This is a genomic window from Nocardia sp. NPDC058058 (assembly GCF_042885355.1).
GTDB lineage: Bacteria > Actinomycetota > Actinomycetes > Mycobacteriales > Mycobacteriaceae > Nocardia.
In genome coordinates, this window is record NZ_JBHVSA010000004.1 from 359,219 (window position 1) to 382,148 (window position 22,930).

Below are 22,930 nucleotides of genomic sequence, written 5' to 3' on the forward strand. Positions count from 1 at the left end.
GCACCCTCGGTAGGCTGGACGAGGGGCAAATACCGTTTGCGCCCGTCGACGCGACAGAAGGATTCATGGCCAACCTGATCAACCTGGAACAGGTCAACAAGAGTTTCGGTGTTGCACCACTGCTCGAGAACATCTCCCTCGGTGTGCAGGAGGGGGAGCGGATCGGGGTCGTGGGTCTCAATGGTGGCGGTAAGACGACACTGTTGGAGGTGCTGACCGGGCTCGAGGAGCCGGACAGCGGCCGGGTCAGTCGGGTCGGCGGTTTGCGCATGGCCGTGGTCACACAGCGCGGGGTGCTGCCCGATGGTGCGACCGTCGGTGAGGTGGTGCTGGCCGGGCTCGCCGAGGATCAGATGACCGACGGTGTGGCCGAGCACGAGTGGGCGTCCAATCACCGCATTCGCAATGTGGTCGAGGGTATCGGCATTGCCGACCTCGGCATGGATTCGCTGGTCGCCAATCTCTCCGGTGGTGAACGCCGCCGCACCGCGCTGGCCGCCGCGCTGGTGCGCGATCTGGACCTGCTGGTGCTGGACGAGCCCACCAACCACCTCGATGTCGAGGGCGTGCAGTGGCTGGCCGAACATCTGCTGTCCCGGCGCAGCGCGCTGGTGGTCGTCACCCACGATCGCTGGTTCCTGGACACCGTCGCCACCCGCACCTGGGAGGTGCAGGGCGGCAAGGTGGAAACCTACGAGGGCGGTTACAACGACTGGATCTTCGCCCGCGCCGAACGTTCCCGGCAGGCCGACGCCAGTGAGCAGCGCCGCCAGAATCTGGCGCGCAAGGAACTGGCCTGGCTGCGCCGCGGCGCGCCCGCGCGCACCTCGAAGCCGCGCTATCGGATCGAGGCCGCGGAGGCGTTGATCGCCAATGTGCCCGCACCGCGCGACAAGGTCGAATTGGCCTCGTTCGCGCGTAAACGCCTGGGCCGTGTGGTGATCGAACTCGAGGACGCCACCCTGGCCACCCCGGACGGCCGCGAATTGGTCGAGGATCTGACCTGGCGATTGGCTCCGGGCGAGCGGGTCGGCCTGGTCGGGGTGAACGGTTCGGGCAAGACCACGCTCTTGCGCGCGCTCGCCGGTGATTCGGAGTTGAAGTCCGGTAAGCGCATCGAAGGCAAGACCATCAAAATCGGCTGGCTGCGCCAGGAACTCGACGATCTGCCGCTGGATATGCGTGTGCTGGAAGCGGTTCAGGATGTCGCCATGCGAACCATGATGGGCGATAAGGAGATCAGCGCCGGTCAGCTGGCCGAACGCCTCGGGTTCACCCCGGCCAAGCAGCGCACCCCCGTCGGTGACCTGTCCGGTGGTGAGCGCCGCCGCCTGCAGCTGACCCGCATCCTGATGGCCGAGCCCAATGTGCTGCTGTTGGACGAGCCCACCAACGATCTGGATATCGACACCCTCCAGCAATTGGAGGACCTGCTCGACAATTGGGCGGGCACCATGGTGGTCATCTCGCACGACCGGTACCTGGTCGAGCGCGTCTGCGACACCACCTGGGCGCTGTTCGGCGACGGCAAGCTCACCAACCTGCCCGGCGGCATCACCGAATACCTGAAGAAGCGGTCCGCCATGGTCGCCGCGAAATCCGGTGCGGCGACGGCGAATACGGGTTCGACCGGCGGCACCACCGATGCCGCGGCGCACCGTGCCGCGCGCAAGGAGCTGTCCAAGCTGGAACGCTCCATCCAGAAGCTCGACGAGCGCGAGTCGAAACTGCATGCCGCGCTGGCGGATGCGGCCACGACGCCGGACAAGCTCATCGCGCTCGGCACCGAACTGAAGCAGGTGCAGTCGGAGAAGGAAGCGGCCGAAGAGCGCTGGCTGGAACTCGCCGACATCTGATCGACCCCGTCATCCCGGCCAAAAGCATGCCGGGATGACGGACGGGTGCGGTTCAGCCGTGCTGTTCCAGGGGCGCGGGGTGATCCAGTGCCGGGACCGGCAGGCAGGTGCGGACGAATCCGGCGCCGAATGAGGTGAGTTCGATGGTGCGGTAGAGGACTTTGGTGCCGAAGCCGGCGCGCTTGAGCAGCCGCCGCACCTCCGGCTGCGCTTCGAGCAGCTGATAGCGGTTCGGATTGCCGAGCGGCTCACGCGTCACATCGACCAGGCCGAGCCGATCCAGATTGACGAGGTACTCCTCGACCCGATTCGGGTAGCGCAATCCGGCGTCCTCGCCGAGCAGATTGAATTCGCCGCCACCGGAATTGCGCCCGGTGCGCACCGCGAGCAGCGGCTGCGGGCCGTCCAGGTAGAGGTACCGGATGATGCGCGCCTCATCGGGTGCGAGCTCACCCAGGATGCGCGCGTACGCCGGATGTCGTTGCGCGTCATCGTCATCGTGGAATTCGGCTGAGCGGCGTAGCAATTCGGCTCCGCGCGCCCGCAGCACGGTGGGGGAGCAGGGTTCGGCGGAGACCACCTCGACCGCTTCGGGAGCGGGCACGCCGAGTGCCTGCCGCACCGAATGCCGCACCTGCGCACCGGCTTCGGAGAGTATCTCGCGCGGCGGCTGCCCGGCGATACTGCCGCGCAACACCACCGAGGTGACCCCGAACGCGGTGCTCAGTCCCCACACCCCGGCCTCGACGGCGGCCGAAACCGCCACGCGCACCACGCCACCGGCGGCGCGCACCGGCCCGGCCGGGGCGGGGACCGTCACCGGAACCGGCAGTGGCGCGGTGGGCCGCACCACCAGCGTCGCGGAGGTATCGGCGGGTTCCCCTTCGCCGGAGTCGGTTTCGGTCATATCCATGAGGTAGCAACTCCTGTTCCGAAGATCAGGAGGTGAGCGTAACCGGCGAAGAGCCCCAGCGCGCCGCCATGGACAAACAAGAGCCATTCATCTTGTTTGATGGCCGAACGGAGCATGTCCACGAACTCCGGCGGCGGCAGCGCCGACATTTGTTTGGCGATGTACTCCTGCACCTGCTTGCCCTGCTGCACGTTGAACGCCGGGTCCGCGAAGGCGATCGGGGCGATCTTCATGGACTCGGCGGTGAAACTGTCCTGCAGCGAGTCGTATTCGCGATTGCCCAGGAAGAACTTCACCGCCCCGCGCGCCGGGCCGAGCGCCTGATCCGCGGCGGGCTTGAGGGTGTCCGCCAGCATCTGCATGGTGCGATCCGAGCGCGGCCCGTTGAGCAGTTCGTCGCCGATATTGGCCACGGTCATGATCTGGCTGGCCACCATGTCGGCGTAGCCCTCGGTGATCTCGGGCTGCCGCTTGACCAGCAGCCCCTGCCGCCACGGGCACCACCACTTCGGGTACGCGGGCGCGAAGATCATATTGATGCCGACCCAGTTGACCACCCAGCCGATCACGATGCCGCCGAGCGGCAGCACCGCCAGCGCCGACCAGCCGGTCCAGTGCAGGATGCCGACCAGCAGCAGACCCATGGGCGCGCCGAAGTAGAAACCGAAGTTCTGCATGAAGCGCAGTTCTTTGGCGCCGAGCACCTGGAACAGGCTGTTGAGCAACTGCGGTCGTGCCTGGAAGTACCGAATGACCATCTGCTTGACGTCGAGCAGTTGATCGATGTTGTTGCCGAGTTCATCGGTGAGTTCGCGCAGAATTGTCGGGAGCTGTTCGGCTACCCGGTTGTGCACCATCTCGCGGACGCCATTGGGCAGGTTATACCAGAGTTGTGGATGTTCACGCCGCAGAATGTCTTCCACGATGTCGCGAATCTGGAGTTCTGCTATTTCAGTCAGGTGTTCCGCGAGCTTGTCGGGTTCGAGTTCGCGATAGAAGTCCGCGACGTTCCCGAGTTTCGCCAGCCCTTTGTCGACGGCAATGCTCGCCATCTTGTCCGCGCGCGACGGAACGATCCCCTGCCAGCCCATCCGCCCGTCGTACTGCAGCAGCGGCAGCACCTGAATCCGCTTGGGCAGGAACGGAAACAACGCCGCCAGCCCGGGCATGCGGAAGCCATGGAAGCTCACCGGTTTGAACAGCATGAGTACGCCGGTCCAGTTGGTGATGTATCCGATGACGCCGGTGAACAAAGGAATCGTGATCAATTCCAGCAAAATTGTCGGGTGTACTCCGAAGACACTCTCTAGCAACGTCACCCTCCTGCCGACCCACACCGGTACCGCCGCCGGCATCAACCCCATCGGCGTCTCGGACCTTACTGTGGATTCAGGAAGTGAGTCCAGTGACGCAGTGTCTGGGTCGGAGATCTCGGTCACAGTGTTCCACCCCGGTGTTCCACTGTTTCGACTTCACCGCGAGAATGGCGGGGACTGCGGGTGGGTCTAGCGGCATAATCTGTGGACGATCTAGTTCACCTGGCAATATTCGGAGATGGACGTGACAGACGACAGGACCTCGCAGTCGCAGGGGGGTGCAGGCGAGGTGGTCCGTCCGGGTCCCCGTGCCGTGGAACGCAGCTCGGACGTCGAGCAGCGCCAGATCAGCAATGAGGCCCGGATGATCCGCGGGGTTTTCCGCGCGGCCGGACTCGCCGTCGGCACCGCGGCGCGCGGTAGCCAGTGGGCGGTCGGCACCGGCTTCGATATCACCAAGCAACTGACGCAGGCGGCACTGGACGGCGAATCCTCAGCGGATATCGCCGAGCGCACCGGTGCGGCGCTGCGTTCCATCGCGCGCAGCGCATTGGGCGTCACCGAGGGGTCGGTGCGCGAAATCGTCAGTTACGTACCGACTCCCGTGAACGGGCCGAATCAGCACGCCATCGGCGCGGGCGCGCTGTTGCGCTCGGCCACCAGCGAGGAACTGCGCCGCCGCGGCGACGCGCTGCTCGCCCGGTCGGCCGATGTCTACTTCACCGAGGATGTGCATCCGGCGTACGACCGGATTCTCGATCAGCTCGCGCCCGATGAGGCGCGCATCCTGCGCTTCATGGCCCTGAACGGTCCGCAGCCCGCCGTGGATGTGCGCACCAACCGGCCGCTCGGCATCGGTTCGGAGCTGGTGCAGGGCGATCTGACCTCGGTGCCGGAACAGGCGGGCGTGCGCTATCCCGATCGCGCCCGGCACTATCTGATCAACCTGAACCGGCTCGGCCTCACCACCACCTCGGACGATCCGGTGGTGCTCTCGCGCTACATGGTGCTGGAGGTGCAGCCGGTGGTGGAGACCGCGCTGAAGAAGGCGGGCCGGGTACCCAAGATCGTGCGAAAGAGCTTGCGGCTGACCGAGTTCGGCGAGGACTTCTGCACCACCTGTTTCAGCATCGGTAACTGACCGACTCGACTCGCACCCCGGTGTGAACCGGGGTGCGCGCGTACCTCGTTGATAGCGATACGGCACTAATCTGCGCTAAATTTCGAGTATCCCGCATCTCTGATGGGATTGTGGGTGTTATGGATTCCGATGCGGTCGCCGCGATCAGCCGGTTGAAGTTCCGGTATCTGCGTGCCCTCGACACCAAGTCGTGGGAGGAGTTCGCCGACACCATGATCCCGGAGGCGACCGCCACCTACAGCGAGTACCTACAATTCGAATCCCGGGACGCCTTCCTGGCGTTCATGCGCAACACGCTCGGCCCGCACGTCATCACCGAACACCGCTGCGACCACCCGGAAATCGATGTCACCGGCGATACGGCGGTCGGCACCTGGTATCTCGCCGATACGGTGCTGATTCCGGGCCACAATATGCTGCTGCGTGGTGCGGCCTTCTACTCCGACCAGTACGTGAAATGCGATGACGGGCACTGGCGCATCGCGCACACCGGCTATGAACGCACCTACGAAGTGGTCATGTCCCTCTCGGATCTACCGAGCCTGCGCCTGACCTCCAGCCGCTGGGGCCTGATCGCCCGCGATCCGGCCGACACCCCGCGCACCGACCCCATGCCGCCGGACGCGACGGGAACGATGGGCTGATTTCCGGGCGGATTCACCGCCGCGGGATTGTCAGTCGGCGGTGGCGACCAGCGGTTCCAGCGTCAGACCCGGGTGTTCCTTCTGGACGTAGGCCAGCTTCCACTTGTCACCGAAGAGCGCGAGCATCACGCCGTCGGTGCGGGTGAACACTTCCACGCCACGCTGGCGGCCGAGTTCGACGGCCGATTCGGCATCGGTGCGCCGGGCCAGCTGGTACGGCAGCGAGTCGAGGTTGGTCTCGACGTTGTACTCGCCGAGCATGCGCGCGGTCACGACCTCGAACTGCATCGGGCCGACGGCGGCCAGCACGGGGGAGGCGTCACCGCGAATATCGTTGCGCAGCACCTGAACCACGCCCTCGGAGTCGAGCTGGTCGATGGCCTTGCGGAACTGCTTGTACTTACCCGCGCTCTGCGCGCGCAGGGTGGCGAAATGCTCCGGCGCGAACGACGGGATCGGCGGGAACTGCACCTTCTTGTCCGCGAACAGGGTGTGGCCCGGGGCCAGCGCGGTCGCGTTGACCAGACCCACCACATCGCCCGGGTACGCGGTGTCGACGGTGGTGCGCTCGCGGCCGAAAATGGTGAGCGCGTACTTGGTGGCGAACGGGCGGCCGGTCTGCGCGTGCGTCACCACCATGCCGCGCTCGAATTCGCCGGACACGATGCGCATGAAGGCGAGGCGGTCGCGGTGCGCGGTATCCATACCGGCCTGCACCTTGAAGATGACCGCGCTGAACGGATCGCTCGTCTCGCGCGGGCGATCATTGATGTCGATGCGGGCGCGCGGCGCGGGCGCGAGTTCGATGAGCGTCTCGAGCAGTTGGCGCACACCGAAATTCAGCATGGCCGAGCCGTAGATGACCGGTGAGGTGTGCCCGGCCAGGAACAGTTCCTGATCGTGATCCTGTCCGGCGGCGGACAGCAGTTCGCTCTCCTCGACCGCGGTGACCCAGGCCTCGCCCTCGCGTTCGGCGGCCTGTTCGGGCGTCAGATGCTCTTCCGGCGCGATGGTCGCGCCACCCGCGGTGCGGGTGAAGTGGATGTATTCGGCGGGCGCGCCTTCTTCGCCGCGCCGCAGCAGGCCGCGGAAATCACCGGCGATGCCGACGGGCAGGAACAGCGGGGTCGGGGTGAGCCCGATCCGATCGGTGATCTCGTCGAGCAGTTCCAGCGGCGCCTGGCCCGGCCGGTCCCACTTGTTGATGACGGTGATGACCGGGATGCCGCGATCGCGCGCCACCTGGAAGAGCTTGAGCGTCTGCGGTTCCAGGCCCTTGGCCGCGTCGATCAGCATGACCGCCGCGTCGACCGCGGTGAGCACGCGATAGGTGTCCTCCGAGAAGTCGGAGTGACCGGGCGTATCGACGAGGTTGATCACGCAGTCGCCGTATTCGAACTGCAGTGCCGTGGAGCTGACGGAGATACCGCGCGCCTTCTCCATTTCCATCCAGTCCGAGACGGTGGACTTGCGGCCCGCCTTGCCGTGGATGGCGCCTGCCTCGGAGATGACCTTCGCGTGCAGCGCCAGCGCTTCGGTGAGCGTCGACTTACCGGCGTCCGGATGGGAGATCACCGCGAAGGTGCGCCGCCGGGCCACCTCGTCGGCCAACCGCCCGGAACTGGGTGCGGTGGTCGCGCTGGCAGTCGGGGAACTCACGGGGGACTCCTTCGCAGACGAGGCAACCGCACCAGGGTACGCGACGAGCCCGCGACCAGGATCACCAGGTACGGACCACCCCCACCGTCATCCCGGCATGCTTTTGGCCGGGATCCACACCCGAGGCACTCCCGCGGCCCCGGTGGATTCCGGCCAAAGGCGCGCCGGAATGACGGGAAGGGTGCTCTCTCAGCCGACATGGCGGGTGATGGCATTGGCCACCAGGCGGGCCGGATCCGCGCCGGGCGCAATGGCTTCGATGCTCCGGTTGGCGACGACGGTGGCGATGCCGTGCAGGCTGGTCCACAGACTCAGCGCGATTTCGGCGGCGTCGAGGGGGGTTTCGCCGGGTTCGGGCGCGGGGATATTCGAGGCGACCAGTTCGCGCCAGCGACGGAACAGCGGGAGCGTGACGTTCACGCGCAGGTTCTCGCCCGCGCCCTCCAGCAGGTCGTGGCGGAACATGAGGGTGAACATCTCGGGGCGGCGCGCGGCGAATTCCATATAGGCGAGGGCGGTGCGCTCGAGTCGCTCGCGGGGCACCGAGGCCGGAGCGGATATCGGCGTATCCCCCTGTATCGCTTCGAGTCTCGCGCCCAGGTCGGCGTAGCCGCGCGCGGCGATGGCGGCCAGCAGCGCGTTGTGGGTGGGGAACCAGCGCCGGGGCGCACCGTGCGATACCCCGGCTTCGCGGGCGATGGCGCGCAGGCCGAGCTGTGCCGCGCCGACCTCCTCGAGCATGTCGACCCCGGCGCTCACCAGTCGTTCCCGCAGCGGCTCAACCACACTCATGCCGCACATCCTTTCAAGTTCTGTGCGCGATTCATCGTAGACACTGTCTACTCGCATGGTGTAGACCTGATTACGACCGCGTAGACGGTGTCTACGCAGATGGCTCCGGGGAGGTTCTCGTGTGGTACTGGCTGTTGAAGCATGTGTTCGTCGGCCCCTTGCTCAGGCTGATGGGCAGACCGGAAGTCGAAGGGCTGCACCATGTTCCGGCTGACGGCCCGGTGATCATCGCCGCCAACCATCTGGCCGTGGTGGATTCGCTCTACCTGTGCCTGGTGCTGAACCGCCCGGTCACCTTCATCGCCAAGCAGGAGTACTTCACCACCGGCGGCCTCCGGGGCCGGGTGAATCGCTGGGTCATGAAGGCCACGGGTCAGGTCCCGGTCGATCGCACCGGCGGACAGGCCGGGGGCGATTCCCTCGCCGCGGCCGTGCGAATTCTGGACGAGGGCGGCATCTGGGGCATCCATCCCGAGGGCACACGTTCGCCCGACGGCCGTATCTATCGCGGCCGCACCGGCGTGATCCGGGTCGCCATGCAGACCGGCGCGCCCGTGGTCCCCGTGGTGCTGTCCGGCACCGATCGGGTCAATCCACGCAATCGCCGTTTCCTGCGTCCGGCCAAGGTTCGCATCTCCATCGGCCGCCCGCGCTATTTCGTCCCGGCCGATCGCATCGGGGTGCGCCGCGCGACCGATGAACTCATGGCCGATCTGGTCCGCCGTTCGGGCCGCCCCTATGTCGATTGCTACGCAGCCACATTCAAGGATCGGGCCGCGGCCGCGTAACCGAAGGGCGACACCTTACCGCTTCGGGTGGGGGTGGTGCGGAGCATCTATCACCGCGTGTTAAAGTCTTCAGGTTGTCTCGGCGAGGGTGCGACACCCCAAAAATGTCCACCGTGATCGACGGGCTCGGCTTCCGGCCGTCCCTGTTGGTCTTCGCCCGACGAATAGACCAACATCGCGCCAGGGCGGCAATATCCCCTGGCCAGCACGCTGACATCAGCCCGGACGAGCCCGTAGGAGTAGACAGTCATGTCCGACGCCAACCTTCTCGAAGCCACTGTACGCACCGAGTTCGGCAAGGGTGCCGCGCGTCGTACCCGCCGCGACGGCAATGTGCCCGCCGTGCTGTACGGCCACAATGAGGAGCCGCAGCACCTTTCGGTGAACGCGCGCGAATTCGCCGCCATCCTGCGTGAGCACGGCACCAACGCCGTGCTGAACCTGGACATCGCGGGCAAGAAGCAGTTGGCGCTGACCAAGTCGGTCGTGGTCCACCCGATCCGCCGCTACATCGAGCACGCCGACCTGCTGATCGTCCGCAAGGGCGAGAAGGTCACCGCCGATGTGAACGTGCTGCTGGTCGGCGAGGCGGCCTCCGGCACCCTGGTCACCCAGGACACCACCACGCTGTCCATCGAGGCCGAGGCGCTGAACATCCCCGAGTCCATCGAGGTCTCCATCGAAGGCGTCGAGGCGGGCACCCAGATCCTCGCGGGCCAGATCGCGCTGCCGAAGGGCGTCACCCTGGCGGGCGACACCGAGGTGCTGATCGTCAACATCATCGCCGCCCCGGCCTCCGCGCAGGAGACCGAAGAGGCCGCCGAGGCCGCTGCTGCGGCTGCCGCCTCCGACGCCGAGTAATACTGCCGCACAACGGTTCTCGTGACCGAGGCAGCGGCCGGGCCCGCGCTCGTCGTCGGACTGGGCAATCCAGGTTCCGAATACGAGCGCACCCGGCACAATGTGGGATTCATGGTCGCCGATGTGCTCGCGGAGCGCGTCGGCGGTCGTTTCACCGTGCACAAGAAGTCGGGCGCGGACCTGCTCGAGGCGCGTCTGGACGGGCGCAAGGTGCTGATCGCGAAGCCGCGCAGCTATATGAACCTGTCCGGTCGCCCGGTCGCGGCGCTGGCGAAATTCTTCTCGGTGCCGCCCACCGAGGTGATCGCCATCCACGATGAACTCGATCTGCCGTTCGGCGTGATCCGGTTGAAGCAGGGCGGCGGCGAGGGCGGGCACAATGGCCTGCGCTCCATGTCGCAGGCGCTGACCACCAAGGATTACCTGCGGGTCCGGTTCGGCATCGGGCGTCCGCCCGGCCGCCAGGATCCCGCCGACTATGTGCTCAAGCCGTTCTCGGCTCCGGAGCGCAAGGAGGTGCCGGTAATCGTGGAGCAGGCCGCCGACGCGGTGGAACTGCTACTGCGAGTGGGCTTGGAGCCCGCGCAGAACCAGTTGCACTGAGCTGTAAAGACTTTCGCACCCCCGTCCGGACTCCGGGCGGGGGTGTTCGCTGTCTCAGCCGAGTTGGGCGGTGGTGGCCGAACGGCGGAGTTTGCCGGAGGAGGTCTTCGGGAGCGCTCCCGGGCCGAGGATGGTGACGCTGCGCGGGCGCACGCCGACCTCGGAGAAGACCGCGTGCACGATATCGTGTTCGATGCGCTTGACCTCGCCGGGATTCTGAAAGTCGTTGCTCTCCACCACAACCGCGAAACTCTCGCGCTTCTGGCCCGCGTCCAGCCGCACCGCCACCGCATTGCCGGGGCGAACCCCCTTGATGCGCAACGCCGCTCGTTCGATATCGGTGGGGAAGATATTGCGGCCGCCCATGATGATGACGTCCTTGATGCGCCCGCACACCACCACCAGGTTGTTCTCGGTGATGTAGCCGATATCGCCGGTGTCCAGCCAGCCGTCGGCGTCCTGGGCGGGCCGGAAGCCCTCGGTGGTGACATAGCCGGAAGTGACGGCGGGACCGCGCAATTCGATGACGCCGACGCTCCGGGTCGGGAGCGGCTGCCGATCGGCGTCGACCACCCGGCCCTCCAGGTTGTCGACCAGATAGCCGAGCGTGGGCAGGCGGCGCACCGCGCCGTGGTGGTGTTCGGGATCGCGCACCGGCACGGCCTTGCCGATCGCCTCCAGCAGATCGGCGTCGACGATGTCGAGCACCTGTCCGAGTCCGGGATCCGGAATCGATACGGCCAGGGTGGTTTCGGCCATGCCGTAGACGGGGGTGAGCGCCATCGGGTTGAGCCCGAAGCGTTTTCCCGCCGTGGCGAGGGTGTCCATGGTGTCGGCGTCCACCGGTTCCGCGCCATTCCACATATATCGGACACTGCTCAGATCGAACGCGCCGTCCTCGGCGTTGCGAAGTCTGCGAGCCAGCAGCGAATAGGCGAAATTCGGTGCGGCGGTGACCGTTCCGCGATACTTCGAGATCAGCTCGGCCCACAGGATGGGCCGCACCAGGAAGTCCAGCGGTGTCACGCACACCACCTCCGCGCCGAACTGCATTGGCACGCTGAGGAATCCGACCATGCCCATATCGTGGAACAGTGGCAGCCAGCTGATCATCACATCGTCGTCGAGCTGGAACTTCACCCGATCGAACATGGCGTAGGCGTTCACGAAGAAGTTGCCGTGCGTGATCCGCACCGCCTTCGGCGAGCCGGTGGAGCCGGATGTCAACTGCTGCAAAGCGATATCGTTCTCGCCCGTCGGCAGCGGATCGATCGGCTGACCGGCGCGCATCTCCTCGATGGTCACCACCGTGATCCCGCGCTCGGCGAGCAGCGGGGCGGCCGCCTCGAAGGGCGCGCCCAGGATCACCGCGCGCGCCTCGATCATGCCGAGCACGGTTTCGGTGTCCTGCGCCCACACCATCAGATCGGTGCGCGGAGTCGGCTGATGCAGCATGGTGATCGAGGCCCCGCGCATCCAAACCGCCTGGCAGGCAGGGGCGATATCGACCGGCATGCCCGCGAGCACGCCGACGGCGTCACCGTGCCCGATGCCCGCGGCGGCGAGCCCTCCGGCCATTTGTCTTGCGATGCGGTGGATCTCGCCCCATGACTGCCGCAGTGGGGCTTCGGGTTCCCCGGTCACCAGCCCATGCGTGGAGGTGTCCGCGGTGGCATACATTTCCTCGGTGAAGCGGCTCACGATCGACTCCTCAAACGCTGGCCAGACTCACCTCAACTATCCCGCCGGAACCCCTGCCCCGTTAACAGTTTCGGAATAGTTGCCAGCGCGCACAAGCTTCGCAACAAGATCGATCGCTCACCCCAGCGCGGCCACGGCGGTTGCGAAGCGGTCCAGGTCATCGAAACTCACGAAGGCATGCGGGGAGGCGCGCACCACCGAATCGAGATCGCGGGCGGTCATATCGAGCAGGGTGGAGGAGCGGTGACTCACGGTCACCGTGATGCGCTGCGGAGCCAGCAGATCGCGAACCTCCACCGGTGCGAGCCCGTCGACCGTGAACGACACGATGCCGGCGTGCCGGACGCCCTGATCGCGCACGGTCACCCGGGGGATCTCGCGCAGCGCCGCGCGCAGCAGTTCGGCGCGTTCGGCGATGGCGGCGTAGATCTCGGCGGGGCCCTGATCGAGCAGGTACCGGACCGCCGCACCGAGGCCGAGCCGGGCCGCGATATCGCACTCCCAGAATTCGAAGCGGCTGGCATCCGCGGCGAGGGTGTACTTGTCCGGGCCGGTCCATTCGGCGCTGTGCAGATCCAGCCGAGTGGGTTCCATGGTGGTGGCGAGTTCGGGGCGCACGTACAGGAAGCCCGTCCCGCGCGGGCCGCGCAGCCATTTGCGCCCGGTCGCGGACAGCGCGTCCACCCCGAGTTCGGTCACGTCCAGGGGTAGCTGACCCGCCGATTGGCAGGCGTCCAGCAGTACCAGCGCCCCGGCGCGGCGGGCGATGCGCGCGGCCTCGGCGACCGGATTGGCCAGACCGCCATTGGTCGGAACATGAACCAGTGAAACCAGTTTCACCCGTTCGTCGACCATGGTTTCCAGCGCCGCGAGGTCGAGTTGCCCGCTGCCGTCGCTGGGGATGGTCTCCACCACGGCACCGCTCTGCCGCGCGCGTTGCAGGGCGGCGATGGCATTGCTGGCGTAGTCCGCGCCGGAGATGAGAATGCGGTCGCCGGGTCGCAGCGGGACCGAGTAGAAGAAGTCGCTCCAGGAGCGGCTGGCGCTGTCGCTGAGCGCGATGGCGTCGGCCGGAGCGTTGATGAGCTGCCCGATCGCGGTCTTGACGGCGGCCAGATCGTCGAGGCGTTCGTTGGCGGCGCGATAGCCACCGATCTCCGCTTCGCGGCGCAGATGTGCGATCTGGGTGTCCACGACCACCTGCGGCGGCAGTGAGGAGCCCGCGCTGTCGAGAAAAATCTGGCCCTCGCAACCGGGTGTATCGGCGCGCAACCGGGCAATGTTCACCATGAATCGACCATATCGGTTGGTGTGTTCCTCATTTCGTAAGTTTTGTTGTCGGGGTTCATCGCTACTCTGGATTGATCGCCCGGTGCGCCGGGCGGGGTTGGTTTGATCGAGTGGAGGTCGACATGGCTGTTTCTACGTCCCTTCCCGATTTGCCGCGAGTTGCCGGGCACGCGGCGCAGGACGCCGACGTGCAGACGGGACGGGTTGCGCAGGCGCCCGGGAGCGAGTTCTCCACCCGTGCCGCAGCCGAGGCGTATGTCGGAAAGGTCTGTTTCAAGCAGGGGCCACCCGCGCTCATCGGCGCCGAACTGGAATGGCTCACCGCACAGGGGGAGCCCTCGGCGTCGGCCCCGCGCCCGCGATTGACTGTGATCGCCGACGCACTGGGGCCCTATGCGCCGCAGTCCATTTCGCCAGATTCCCCGGCGCATCCGCTGCCGGGCGGCAGCCGGGTCACCATCGAACCCGGTGGTCAGATCGAACTCTCCAGTGCCCCGTTCGGCACCGCCGCCGAACTGTGTGAGCGCCTGCGCACCGATACGGTCCGCCTCCGAGAACTCCTCGCCTCCCACGGCATCCACACCTTCTCCGCCTCCGCCGATCCGGCGCGCGATCCGCAACGCCTGCTCCAGCTCCCGCGCTATCGCGCCATGGAGCGCACCTTCGCCGGTATCGGCCCGTTCGGCGCGCTCATGATGTGCAATACCGCCGCCACCCAGGTGAGCGTCGACGCGGGTGTCGACGCCGCCGACATCACCGCTCGTATGACGGCTCTCTACGCCATGGGACCGGCCCTGCTGGCCGCGTTCGCCTGCTCCCCGACCCTCAGTGGCGCACCGCCCGGTGACTGGGCCTCCCAGCGCATGCGCGCGTGGCTGCGTCTGGACCACCTGCGCACCCGCCCGCCCGTGCACCACTGGTCCGATCCGGTGGCCGGATACGCCCGCTGGGCCCTGGATGTACCCCTGCTGTGCATTCGGCCCACGACCCCCGACGGCGATGCCGCGGACAATCCGGCGGTCGCGGATTGGTCGGCCCCGCCGGGCGCGACCTTCGCGGATTGGCTCTGCGGCGCGCTCGACGAGGAGATCGGCCGGCGTCCCGACCACACCGACCTCGACTACCACCTGACCACCGTCTTCCCACAGGTCCGCGCCTCCGGCCATCTCGAGGTCCGCTACCTGGACGCCCAACCCGGCGACACCTGGACCGTCCCGGTGCATGCCATAGACGCCCTGGTCTCGAGCCCAGCGGTGGTCGCGGAAGCCACCGCGCTCGCCCAGTCGACCGCCGATCTCTGGTCGGAGGCCGCGCGCTATGGCCTCGCCGACCTCGAAATCCGCGCCACGGCAGTGGCTCTCCTCGAATTGGCCACCGCACACGCCGCGACACCGGCCGCCGCAGCGGAATTGGCCGCCGCGGTCGAGCGATGTCGCCAAGGGCTCGCGCCCACAGCGGATTCCACCGGAACCGGCGCATGACCGCGCCCTGTCACAGACCACACACCGGCACCGCGAATCGCGGTTCCGGCCGGATTCCTCGGCGGATCGATTCGATTCGCGCGAGTGGTCCGGACTTGCGGTATGCGCTGTCGGCGCCATTCATTCTCGAATCGAATTCGGAGTTTTGTCATGACTATTCAGCTACCGGGGACTGATCGGGGCGAGACGGAGCGGCTGCGGGAGCGGATCGCGCAGGTGCTGGAGCGGGCTCGGGGGCGGACCGTCGGATTGACCGATTGCCTGGACGAGGCGGAGTTGGTGGCGCAGCATTCGCGGCTCATGAGTCCGCTGGTGTGGGATCTCGCGCATATCGGGAATCAGGAAGAGCTGTGGCTGGTTCGGGATGTGGGCGGGCGCGAGGCCGTGCGCTCCGATATCGACGAGCTGTACGACGCGTTCAAACACGCGCGGTCGAATCGGCCCGCGCTGCCGCTGCTGAATCCGGGGCAGGCCCGCGAATATGTCGGGCAGGTGCGGGGAAAGGTGTGGGATGTGCTGGAGCGCAACCCATTACGCGGGCAAGCGCTGGTGGACAACGGCTTCGCTTTCGGGATGATCGCGCAGCACGAGCAGCAGCACGACGAGACCATGCTCGCGACACATCAACTGCGGCAGGGCGAAGCGGTGCTCGCCGCGCCCGCCGCACCGACCGTGGCGGTACCGCCGCGCGGCGAAGTCGTCATTCCCGCTGGCGAATTCAGCATGGGCACCGATACCGATCCGTGGGCGCTGGACAATGAGCGGCCCGCGCATCCGGTGCACGTGCCGGGCTTCGCCATCGATATCGCGCCGATCACCAATGAGCAGTACCTGGAATTCATCGCCGACGATGGTTACGACCGTCCGGAACTCTGGTCCGAAGCCGGTTGGGCGCATCGCGTCGAGGCCGGGTTGGTGGCACCGCAGTTCTGGGAGCGCGACGGCGGCGGTCGTTGGTGGCGCCGGGTTTTCGGCGTCATGCAGCCGCTGCGCCCGCATCAGCCGGTGTTGCACGTCTGCTATTTCGAGGCGGAGGCGTACGCCGCCTGGGCGGGCAAACGCCTTCCGACGGAGGCGGAATGGGAGAAGGCGGCCCGTTTCGATCCGGCCACCGGCCGCTCTCGCCGCTACCCCTGGGGCGATGCCGACCCCACCCCGGAGACCGCGAATCTCGGTCAGCGGCACCTGGAACCGGCGGACGCGGGCGCGTACCCCGCGGGCGTCTCCCCGCATGGCGTGCACCAGTTGATCGGTGACGTCTGGGAGTGGACCTCCTCGGGCTTCACCCCCTACCCGGGTTTCCGCCCCTTCCCCTACGCCGAATACTCGGATGTCTTCTTCGGCGGCGACTACCGCGTCCTGCGCGGCGGTTCCTTCGGTGCGGACGAAGTGGCCGTGCGCGGCACCTTCCGCAACTGGGACCACCCCATTCGCCGCCAGATCTTCTCCGGCTTCCGCCTGGCCCGCGACCTCACCCCGCAGGACGCCTGATGTGCCGTCACCTCGCCTACCTCGGCCCACCCGCCTCGGTAGGCGAACTCCTCACCCGAGGCCCCAACTCCCTGCGCACCCAATCCTGGGCGCCCCGCGATATGCGCGGCGGCGGCACCATCAACGCGGACGGTTTCGGCGTCGCCTGGTGGACCTCCGCACCCCCGCCGCACGGCGCGGGCGTCATCTGGCACGGCGGCACCCGACAGGACCTCGCGGCCCTGCCCGGACCGGGACCCGATGGCGGCGCTGATGCGGTGGCCGAAAGGTCTGTGCCCCGGGCGGATCCCGCCGAGTCACTCCCGGACGCGGTGCGCGCGCACTCGCGGGCGGCCCGGCCGCAGGCCACGCCCGGCGCGCCGGCGGCGACGCGCTATCGCAATGCCGCGCCGATCTGGACCGATCCGGCGGTGGATGAGGTGCTGCCGCAATTGCGTTCACCGGCGGTGCTGGCCGCGGTCCGTTCGGCCACGGTGGGCCTGCCGGTGGAGCAGACCGCGTGCGCCCCATTCACCCACGGCCGCTGGGCTTTCAGCCATAACGGGGCGATTCCGGACTGGCGGGCGGCACTCACCGCCGTTGCCGCGCGCTTCGATTCGCCCTCGCTGCTGGAGGCCGAATCGCTCACGGATTCGGCGGTGCTGTGGGTGATCCTGCGCGGCCTGCTGGACGGCGGGCGGCTGGGTCCGGAGGCGGCATTGCGGGCGGTGACCCAGGCGGTGCTGGAGCGGTCGCCGAACGCTCGGCTGAATCTGCTGCTGGGGGACGGTGATTCGGTGTGGGCGACGACGTGGCGGCACGCGCTGACGGTGCTGCCGGGGGATGAGTTCACGGTGGTCGCCTCGGAGGCGTACGACGAGGATCCGCGCTGGCGTGCCATCGCGGATGGGCAGCTCGTGGTGGCGCGGCCGGGGTGGCTGTCGGTGGAAGACCTGAATATCGAGATCGGAAGGGCTGATTCATGAGTGCGGCTGCGCTGGACATCCATTTGACCGACGAGGATTTGACGGCCGCGCTGCGGTCGGATGTGCGCGAGGGGCTGACGGCCGAGCCGAAGTGGTTGCCGCCCAAGTGGTTCTACGACGCGCGCGGCAGCGAGCTGTTCGAGCTGATCACCGCACTGCCGGAGTACTACCCGACCCGGACCGAGCGGGCGCTGCTGGAGCAGGTGGTCGGTGAGATCGCCAAGCTGGCCCAGGCCGAGGTGCTGGTGGAACTCGGCGCGGGCTCGGCGGCCAAGACCCGGCTGCTGCTGGAGGCGCTCACCGCCGAGGGCCCGTTGAAAACCTATGTGCCGCAGGATGTATCGGTATCGGCGCTGAGCGCCGCCGCCGATCAGGTGTCGGCGGAGTTCCCCGGACTGAGCGTGCACGGCGTGGTCAGCGATTTCACCGCCACGCTGGACAATCTGCCGCGCGGCGGCCGCCGCATGATCGCCTTCCTGGGCGGCACCATCGGCAATCTGATTCCGAGTGAGCGCGCGGCCTTCCTCCAAGGTGTGCACGAAGTGCTCGAGCCGGGTGAGCAATTGTTGCTGGGCGCGGGCCTGGTCATCGATCCGGCGATCCTGGTGCCCGCCTACGACGATGCCGCCGGTGTGACCGCCGAATTCAATCGCAATGTGCTGCATGTGCTCAACGGCCGCCTGCACGCCGACTTCGATCCGGACCACTTCGCGCATGTCGCGCTGTGGGACGCCGACAACGAGTGGATCGAAATGCGTTTGGAGGCAACCGAAGCCGCCACCGTCCGGATCGAGGATCTGGACCTGACGGTCGAATTCGCCAAGGGCGAGCAGCTCCGCACCGAGATCTCGGCCAAATTCCGGCGCGAGGGCCTCGAAAGCGAGCTGGCCGCAGCCGGTTTCGCGACCGAGCGCATCTGGACCGACGCGGACGATCGTTTCGCCCTGGTGCTCGCCGAACGGCGCTGATCCCCGGGCAATGGAATGCGGATGGCGGCGAGGGTTCGGGCCTCGCCGCCATCACTGTTCAACCGGTTACGGCCGCAAGCCATTCCATCGCGGGCCGCATGGTTTCCCAGGACTTGCGAATCTCCTTGGCCGCGCGCGGTGTGTCGAGCCAGGCGGGCGCGCCGAAATCCTTGCTGATGACCAGCGATTTATGCCGCAGCAGTTCGATGCGCGGATGGTCGGCCGCATAGCCTTTGGGCTTGGTGACGAGCTTATCGCCGCCGATCGTGTACCCGGCCTTGGTCAAAGCCGCGAGCAGGTTCTCCAGCTCCACCCCGCGCACCTCGTTGTCGATGGTGCCGCGCAGCTGTGCGAGCTGACTCGGCGACGGCGCGTACACCCCGGCGGCGACGAACAGCCCGGCCGCACCGATCTGCACGTACCAGCCGCCGCCGGAGGTGGCGTGCACCGTCGCGCCCTGATGATCCTTATAGGGCCGCTTATCCTTGGAGAATCGAACGTCCCGGTACGGCCGGAAGAATTTGGCCGTACCGAAATCGGGTTCGAGCTCGGCGAGCAAGGCCTGCATGGGATCCCGCACCGCGGTCTCCCACACCTTCTTGTTGGCCGTCCAGAACGCTTTGGAGTTATCGGCCTCGAGATCCTCGTAGAAGTCGAGCCCGGTGAGTGGAAATCCGGTGAACGCGGTCATAGGTCAGCGGGTCAGACTCGAACCGTAGAGCGCGAGGCCGATCAGCATGCCGACCACCAGGGCCACCCCGGACGCGATGGCCGCCCACTTGCCGAGCGGTTCACCCTTATTGCTGCCGATGATGCCGAGCACGATCCCCGCGATACCGAAGATCGGCGGGCAGAACAGCAAAGCGATTCCGGCGCAGATGAATCCGATGATGGAGAAGATCTGCGTACCGCGCGGCTGCGGTGCGCCGTAGGGCTGTGCGCCGTACGGCTGATATCCGGGCTGCCCCGGCTGACCGTAGGGCTGCGCGTACGGCTGCTGCGGATACGAGGGATATCCGCCCTGCGCCTGCGCGCCCTGCGGCTGTCCACCCATCGGCGGATAGTTGTACACCCCGCCCGCCGGATATCCGCCCGGCGGTTGCTGTCCGGCCGCACCCGGGTTGTACTGCGTGGTCTGTGCGTCCTGCCACTGTCCGGGTTGCGACTGCGCGGCGGGGTCGGCCTGCCACTGCCCCGGCTGGGCTTGCGCCGCGGGATCGGATTGCCACTGCGATTGTCCGGGATCGCTCTGCCACTGTCCTGGTGCGGGCTGCCCGGAATCCGGCCGGCCCCACTGCCCGGCGGGCGCGTCCTGCGGCTGACCGTCGGCCGGTGTCTCCGGCGTGCTCGCCTCGGAGTCCTTCTTGAACATGTCGCCCGGGTTGGCTTGGGGTTCGTTCGGCGGCGTGCTCATCTCGCACCCTCCTCGCTGGTGGTGTGAATGCTTTCCATGGGTATCACGGTGCGGAGCTGTTCGTTAATCGTCCGGTTCGTCGACGATTTCCATGGCGGCGAGTTCTGCGGGCCGATCGTCCTCGGATTTGTTCTCATCGCGCTGGCGGCGGCGGGTCCACTCCTGGTCGAGTTCGGCTTCGATACCGAGTCGGCCGTTGTCATCGTTCTCGCGGTTGCGGATGACGAGCTCGTCCGGCGGATCGGCGATATAGCGCTCGTATTCGCGCACCTCGTCGGCCTGATCGTCATCGCCCATGTCGTAGTCCAGGTCTTCGACGTCCTCGGTGTCGAGCACCTCGTCGATGAGCTGGTCCTCGTCGTCATTGCGCCGGTCGTCCATACGGAACCACACCTCTCCGCGCGTCAGCGCACCTCGAGCAAACCGCGTGAATATCGGTCCAACGCTACCGCCGCGAACCGGAAGGGTCACCTATAGCGGTCCGCAAATGCCGAACGCGCCCCCACCCGAATGGGCGGGGGCGCGTCGCGGAAGAACTGACGATCTACGCGTTACCGTTGAAAAGGCCTGTTACGGAACCGTTTTCGAAGACCTCGCGGATGGTCTGCGCCAGCAGCGGTGCGATGGAAAGCACGGTCAGCGTCGGGAACTTCTTGTCCTCGTCGATGGGCAGCGTATTGGTGACCACGACCTCCTTGGCCCCGCAGTTCGCGAGCCGTTCGGCGGCCGGATGGCTCAGGATGCCGTGCGTGGCGGCGATGACCACGTCACCCGCGCCCGCCTCCTTGAGCACCTTGACCGCGCCGGCGATGGTGCCACCGGTGTCGATCATGTCGTCGATCAGGATGCAGGTGCGGCCCTCGACCTCACCGACCACGCGGTTGGCCACAACCTGATTGGCCACCAGCGGATCACGGGTCTTGTGGATGAACGCCAGCGGCGCGTCCGACAGCGAGTTGGCCCACTTCTCGGCGACCTTCACGCGGCCCGCGTCCGGGGAGACCACGGCGATGTTGTCCAGCGCGTAGTTGTTCCGAATGTGCTCGGCCAGCTGCACCTGCGCGTGCATGTGATCGACCGGGCCGTCGAAGAAGCCCTGGATCTGATCGGTGTGCAGGTCGACGGTGATGATGCGATCCACGCCCGCGGTCTTGAGCAGATCCGCGATGAGGCGAGCCGAGATGGGCTCGCGGCCGCGGTGCTTCTTGTCCTGCCGCGCGTACGGGTAGAAGGGCAGCACCGAGGTGATGCGCTTGGCCGAACCGCGCTTGAGGGCGTCGATCATGATGAGGTGCTCCATGACCCACTGGTTCAGCGGGGCCGGGAAGCTCTGCAGCACGAACGCATCGGAGCCGCGCACCGATTCCTCGAACCGGACGAAGGTCTCGCCGTTCGCGAAGTCACGCGCGGTCTGCGGCGTGACATGGACGTTGAGTTCCTTGGCCACTGCCTCGGCGAGCTCTGGATGAGCGCGTCCCGAGAACAGCATCAGGTTCTTGTGGTTTTCGGTAGAGAACGCGGTCACGGACGTTCGCCATCCTTTTGCTCGTCGGATATATCGTTGGCCGCGATGGCCAGTTCGGCCGCCTTGGCGGCCTCGGTGCCGGGGCGATTGCGCTGCACCCAACCCTCGATATTGCGTTGCGCTCCACCCGACACCGCCAGTGCGCCCGGAGGAACACTTCTGCGCAGTACAGTACCTGCTGCCGAATACGCGCCGTCACCCACGGTGATGGGTGCGACGAACATCGTGTCACTCCCCGTCCGCACGTGTGACCCAACCACGGTGTGGTGTTTGCGAACCCCGTCGTAGTTCACGAAGACGCTGGAAGCGCCGATGTTGCTGTGTTCGCCGATGGTGGCGTCGCCGACATAGGTGAGATGCGGGACCTTGGAGTGCGCGCCGATGGTGGCGTTCTTGGTCTCGACGAAGGCGCCGAGCTTGCCTTCCTCGCCGATCGAGCTGCCGGGGCGCAGATAGGTGAACGGGCCGACGGTCGCGCCCGGTCCGATGGTGGCCTTCTCGCCGTGTGCGCGTACCACTTTCGCGCCGTTGCCGACCTGGACATCGGTGAGCGTGGAGTCCGGTCCGATCTCGGCGTCCTCGCCGATCACGGTGTCGCCCAGCAGTTGTACGCCCGGGCGGATGACCGCGTCCCGCCCGATGGTCACGCTGCCGTCGATCCAGGTGGTGGCCGGATCGATGATGGTGACCCCGGCGCGCATATGCCGTTCCACGATGTACCGGTTCAGCGTGCGCGCGGCATCGGCCAGCTGCACCCGGTCATTGACCCCGGTTACCTTGGCGGAGTCCAGAAGTCGCGCACCGTGCACCGGATGTCCGGCCTCGCGAGCGAGTTTCAGCACATCGGTCAGGTACAGCTCGTAGCGCGCGTTGGCGGTGTCGATCCGGGTGATCATCACCCGCAGCACCGCGGCGTCGAAAACGTATACGCCGGAATTGACCTCGCCGATGGCGGCCTGCGCCGGGGTGGCGTCGGCGTGCTCGACGATCTCCAGCAGTCGCCCGTCCGCATCGCGCACGATGCGGCCGTAACCGTTCGGATCATCGGGTGCGAAGGTCAGCACCGTGACCGCCGAACCCTCGGTGTAACTGCGATGCTCGTCGAGCAGCGCGTGCAGGGTGTGCCCGTCCAGCAGTGGCACATCCGCGTAGGTCACCAGCACGTCACCGGTGAAATCGTCGGGCAGTGCGGTGAGCGCGCACTGCACGGCGTGTCCGGTGCCGCGCTGTTCTTCCTGTACCGCCAGGATGATCTGGCGGCCGAGCTCCGCTCCCACCTTGCCCACCGCGTCGCCGACCTGTTCGCGGTCGTGGCCGATCACGGTGATGAGGTACGTCGGGTCGATCTCGTTCGCCGCATGCAACGCGTGTGCGAGCATGCTGCGGCCGGCCATCGGGTGCAACACCTTGGGGGTCTTGGACCGCATTCGGGTTCCGGCTCCGGCGGCGAGAACGACGACGGCGGTCTGCTGTGGCATGGATCTCCCTCGGCTGCGCGTCATCGTGCTGAGTTCTTTGGTGC

At 67.0% G+C, this 22,930-nt stretch carries 21 protein-coding genes; 10 read left to right on the forward strand and 11 right to left on the reverse strand.

Annotation, left to right across the window (positions count from 1 at the left end; all coding sequences use genetic code 11):
- The first annotated feature begins 65 nt into the window (after positions 1-65).
- Positions 66-1,856: an ABC-F family ATP-binding cassette domain-containing protein gene (locus ACFVUS_RS32735; protein ID WP_387775450.1), complete on the forward strand. Its 1,791-nt coding sequence runs from the start codon at positions 66-68 to the stop codon at positions 1,854-1,856.
- A gap of 52 nt (positions 1,857-1,908) precedes the next feature.
- On the opposite strand, the gene ACFVUS_RS32740 is transcribed toward ACFVUS_RS32735, so the two are convergent.
- Both ACFVUS_RS32740 and ACFVUS_RS32745 read right to left on the reverse strand, forming a co-directional pair.
- Complete coding sequence (locus ACFVUS_RS32740) at positions 1,909-2,769, reverse strand: Abi-alpha family protein (RefSeq protein ID WP_387775453.1); 861 nt, start codon at positions 2,767-2,769, stop codon at positions 1,909-1,911.
- Entirely contained in the window at positions 2,760-4,208 is a 1,449-nt protein-coding gene (locus tag ACFVUS_RS32745) for a hypothetical protein (protein WP_387775456.1), read from the reverse strand. Before ACFVUS_RS32745 ends, ACFVUS_RS32740 begins: the two co-directional genes overlap by 10 nt.
- 190 nt (positions 4,209-4,398) lie before the next feature.
- Between ACFVUS_RS32745 and ACFVUS_RS32750 the strand changes: the two genes are divergently transcribed.
- Together ACFVUS_RS32750 and ACFVUS_RS32755 are read left to right on the forward strand one after the other, a co-directional pair.
- Positions 4,399-5,226 carry an Abi-alpha family protein gene (locus ACFVUS_RS32750; RefSeq protein ID WP_387775459.1) on the forward strand — a complete coding sequence of 276 codons (828 nt, stop codon included), beginning with the start codon at positions 4,399-4,401 and terminating at the stop codon, positions 5,224-5,226.
- A 119-nt stretch (positions 5,227-5,345) separates the two neighbouring features.
- Positions 5,346-5,870, forward strand: a complete 525-nt coding sequence (locus tag ACFVUS_RS32755) for a nuclear transport factor 2 family protein (protein ID WP_387775462.1) — start codon at positions 5,346-5,348, stop codon at positions 5,868-5,870.
- 30 nt (positions 5,871-5,900) lie between these two features.
- Here the strand turns inward: ACFVUS_RS32755 and ACFVUS_RS32760 are convergent, their stop codons facing one another.
- Positions 5,901-7,529 (reverse strand): peptide chain release factor 3, encoded by a 1,629-nt coding sequence (locus tag ACFVUS_RS32760; protein WP_387775465.1) that lies wholly within the window; start codon positions 7,527-7,529, stop codon positions 5,901-5,903.
- 189 nt (positions 7,530-7,718) lie between these two features.
- Complete coding sequence (locus tag ACFVUS_RS32765; RefSeq protein WP_387775468.1) at positions 7,719-8,321, reverse strand: TetR/AcrR family transcriptional regulator; 603 nt, start codon at positions 8,319-8,321, stop codon at positions 7,719-7,721.
- A gap of 119 nt (positions 8,322-8,440) precedes the next feature.
- Between ACFVUS_RS32765 and ACFVUS_RS32770 the strand changes: the two genes are divergently transcribed.
- The 3 genes from ACFVUS_RS32770 to pth all read left to right on the forward strand — a co-directional run bounded on the left by ACFVUS_RS32770 (position 8,441) and on the right by pth (position 10,573).
- Positions 8,441-9,109, forward strand: a complete 669-nt coding sequence (locus ACFVUS_RS32770) for a lysophospholipid acyltransferase family protein (protein ID WP_387775471.1) — start codon at positions 8,441-8,443, stop codon at positions 9,107-9,109.
- A 249-nt stretch (positions 9,110-9,358) separates the two neighbouring features.
- The gene (locus ACFVUS_RS32775; protein ID WP_387775474.1) at positions 9,359-9,970 is read left to right on the forward strand and encodes a 50S ribosomal protein L25/general stress protein Ctc; all 612 of its coding nucleotides are present in this window, start codon (positions 9,359-9,361) and stop codon (positions 9,968-9,970) included.
- A 21-nt stretch (positions 9,971-9,991) separates the two neighbouring features.
- Positions 9,992-10,573, forward strand: a complete 582-nt coding sequence (gene pth, locus ACFVUS_RS32780) for an aminoacyl-tRNA hydrolase (protein WP_387775477.1) — start codon at positions 9,992-9,994, stop codon at positions 10,571-10,573.
- Positions 10,574-10,627: 54 nt separating this feature from the next.
- On the opposite strand, the gene ACFVUS_RS32785 is transcribed toward pth, so the two are convergent.
- On the reverse strand, positions 10,628-12,274 hold the full coding sequence (locus ACFVUS_RS32785) for a fatty acyl-AMP ligase (RefSeq protein ID WP_387775480.1): 1,647 nt from the start codon (positions 12,272-12,274) through the stop codon (positions 10,628-10,630).
- Positions 12,275-12,391: 117 nt separating this feature from the next.
- Entirely contained in the window at positions 12,392-13,564 is a 1,173-nt protein-coding gene (locus ACFVUS_RS32790) for an aminotransferase class V-fold PLP-dependent enzyme (protein ID WP_387775483.1), read from the reverse strand.
- A gap of 188 nt (positions 13,565-13,752) precedes the next feature.
- Between ACFVUS_RS32790 and egtA the strand changes: the two genes are divergently transcribed.
- The 4 genes from egtA to egtD all read left to right on the forward strand — a co-directional run bounded on the left by egtA (position 13,753) and on the right by egtD (position 18,469).
- Positions 13,753-15,045: an ergothioneine biosynthesis glutamate--cysteine ligase EgtA gene (gene egtA / locus ACFVUS_RS32795; RefSeq protein ID WP_387778421.1), complete on the forward strand. Its 1,293-nt coding sequence runs from the start codon at positions 13,753-13,755 to the stop codon at positions 15,043-15,045.
- A 150-nt stretch (positions 15,046-15,195) separates the two neighbouring features.
- The gene (gene egtB, locus ACFVUS_RS32800) at positions 15,196-16,536 is read left to right on the forward strand and encodes an ergothioneine biosynthesis protein EgtB (RefSeq protein WP_387775486.1); all 1,341 of its coding nucleotides are present in this window, start codon (positions 15,196-15,198) and stop codon (positions 16,534-16,536) included.
- On the forward strand, positions 16,536-17,501 hold the full coding sequence (locus ACFVUS_RS32805; protein WP_387775489.1) for an ergothioneine biosynthesis protein EgtC: 966 nt from the start codon (positions 16,536-16,538) through the stop codon (positions 17,499-17,501). Before egtB ends, ACFVUS_RS32805 begins: the two co-directional genes overlap by 1 nt.
- Complete coding sequence (egtD, locus tag ACFVUS_RS32810; protein ID WP_387775492.1) at positions 17,498-18,469, forward strand: L-histidine N(alpha)-methyltransferase; 972 nt, start codon at positions 17,498-17,500, stop codon at positions 18,467-18,469. Before ACFVUS_RS32805 ends, egtD begins: the two co-directional genes overlap by 4 nt.
- A gap of 58 nt (positions 18,470-18,527) precedes the next feature.
- Here egtD and ACFVUS_RS32815 read toward each other — a convergent pair whose 3' ends face one another.
- The 5 genes from ACFVUS_RS32815 to glmU all read right to left on the reverse strand — a co-directional run bounded on the left by ACFVUS_RS32815 (position 18,528) and on the right by glmU (position 22,886).
- On the reverse strand, positions 18,528-19,160 hold the full coding sequence (locus tag ACFVUS_RS32815) for a DUF2461 domain-containing protein (protein ID WP_387775495.1): 633 nt from the start codon (positions 19,158-19,160) through the stop codon (positions 18,528-18,530).
- A 3-nt stretch (positions 19,161-19,163) separates the two neighbouring features.
- On the reverse strand, positions 19,164-19,883 hold the full coding sequence (locus ACFVUS_RS32820; RefSeq protein ID WP_387775498.1) for a hypothetical protein: 720 nt from the start codon (positions 19,881-19,883) through the stop codon (positions 19,164-19,166).
- Between the two features lie 63 nt (positions 19,884-19,946).
- The gene (locus ACFVUS_RS32825; protein ID WP_387775501.1) at positions 19,947-20,264 is read right to left on the reverse strand and encodes a hypothetical protein; all 318 of its coding nucleotides are present in this window, start codon (positions 20,262-20,264) and stop codon (positions 19,947-19,949) included.
- A 163-nt stretch (positions 20,265-20,427) separates the two neighbouring features.
- Entirely contained in the window at positions 20,428-21,408 is a 981-nt protein-coding gene (locus ACFVUS_RS32830) for a ribose-phosphate diphosphokinase (protein WP_067570015.1), read from the reverse strand.
- The gene (gene glmU / locus ACFVUS_RS32835; RefSeq protein WP_364642004.1) at positions 21,405-22,886 is read right to left on the reverse strand and encodes a bifunctional UDP-N-acetylglucosamine diphosphorylase/glucosamine-1-phosphate N-acetyltransferase GlmU; all 1,482 of its coding nucleotides are present in this window, start codon (positions 22,884-22,886) and stop codon (positions 21,405-21,407) included. Before glmU ends, ACFVUS_RS32830 begins: the two co-directional genes overlap by 4 nt.
- Positions 22,887-22,930 lie beyond the last annotated feature (44 nt).

What these genes read in the sequence shown, in the direction of transcription:
- ACFVUS_RS32755 (WP_387775462.1), top strand. Translation starts at nt 5,346, where the DNA reads ATGGATTCCGATGCGGTCGCCGCGATCAGCCGGTTGAAGTTCCGGTAT.
- ACFVUS_RS32740 (WP_387775453.1), bottom strand. Translation starts at nt 2,769, where the DNA reads ATGGATATGACCGAAACCGACTCCGGCGAAGGGGAACCCGCCGATACC.
- ACFVUS_RS32790 (WP_387775483.1), bottom strand. Translation starts at nt 13,564, where the DNA reads ATGGTGAACATTGCCCGGTTGCGCGCCGATACACCCGGTTGCGAGGGC.
- egtD (WP_387775492.1), top strand. Translation starts at nt 17,498, where the DNA reads ATGAGTGCGGCTGCGCTGGACATCCATTTGACCGACGAGGATTTGACG.
- ACFVUS_RS32825 (WP_387775501.1), bottom strand. Translation starts at nt 20,264, where the DNA reads ATGGACGACCGGCGCAATGACGACGAGGACCAGCTCATCGACGAGGTG.
- ACFVUS_RS32820 (WP_387775498.1), bottom strand. Translation starts at nt 19,883, where the DNA reads ATGAGCACGCCGCCGAACGAACCCCAAGCCAACCCGGGCGACATGTTC.
- ACFVUS_RS32735 (WP_387775450.1), top strand. Translation starts at nt 66, where the DNA reads ATGGCCAACCTGATCAACCTGGAACAGGTCAACAAGAGTTTCGGTGTT.
- ACFVUS_RS32775 (WP_387775474.1), top strand. Translation starts at nt 9,359, where the DNA reads ATGTCCGACGCCAACCTTCTCGAAGCCACTGTACGCACCGAGTTCGGC.
- ACFVUS_RS32815 (WP_387775495.1), bottom strand. Translation starts at nt 19,160, where the DNA reads ATGACCGCGTTCACCGGATTTCCACTCACCGGGCTCGACTTCTACGAG.
- ACFVUS_RS32765 (WP_387775468.1), bottom strand. Translation starts at nt 8,321, where the DNA reads ATGAGTGTGGTTGAGCCGCTGCGGGAACGACTGGTGAGCGCCGGGGTC.
- ACFVUS_RS32805 (WP_387775489.1), top strand. Translation starts at nt 16,536, where the DNA reads ATGTGCCGTCACCTCGCCTACCTCGGCCCACCCGCCTCGGTAGGCGAA.
- glmU (WP_364642004.1), bottom strand. Translation starts at nt 22,886, where the DNA reads ATGCCACAGCAGACCGCCGTCGTCGTTCTCGCCGCCGGAGCCGGAACC.
- egtB (WP_387775486.1), top strand. Translation starts at nt 15,196, where the DNA reads ATGACTATTCAGCTACCGGGGACTGATCGGGGCGAGACGGAGCGGCTG.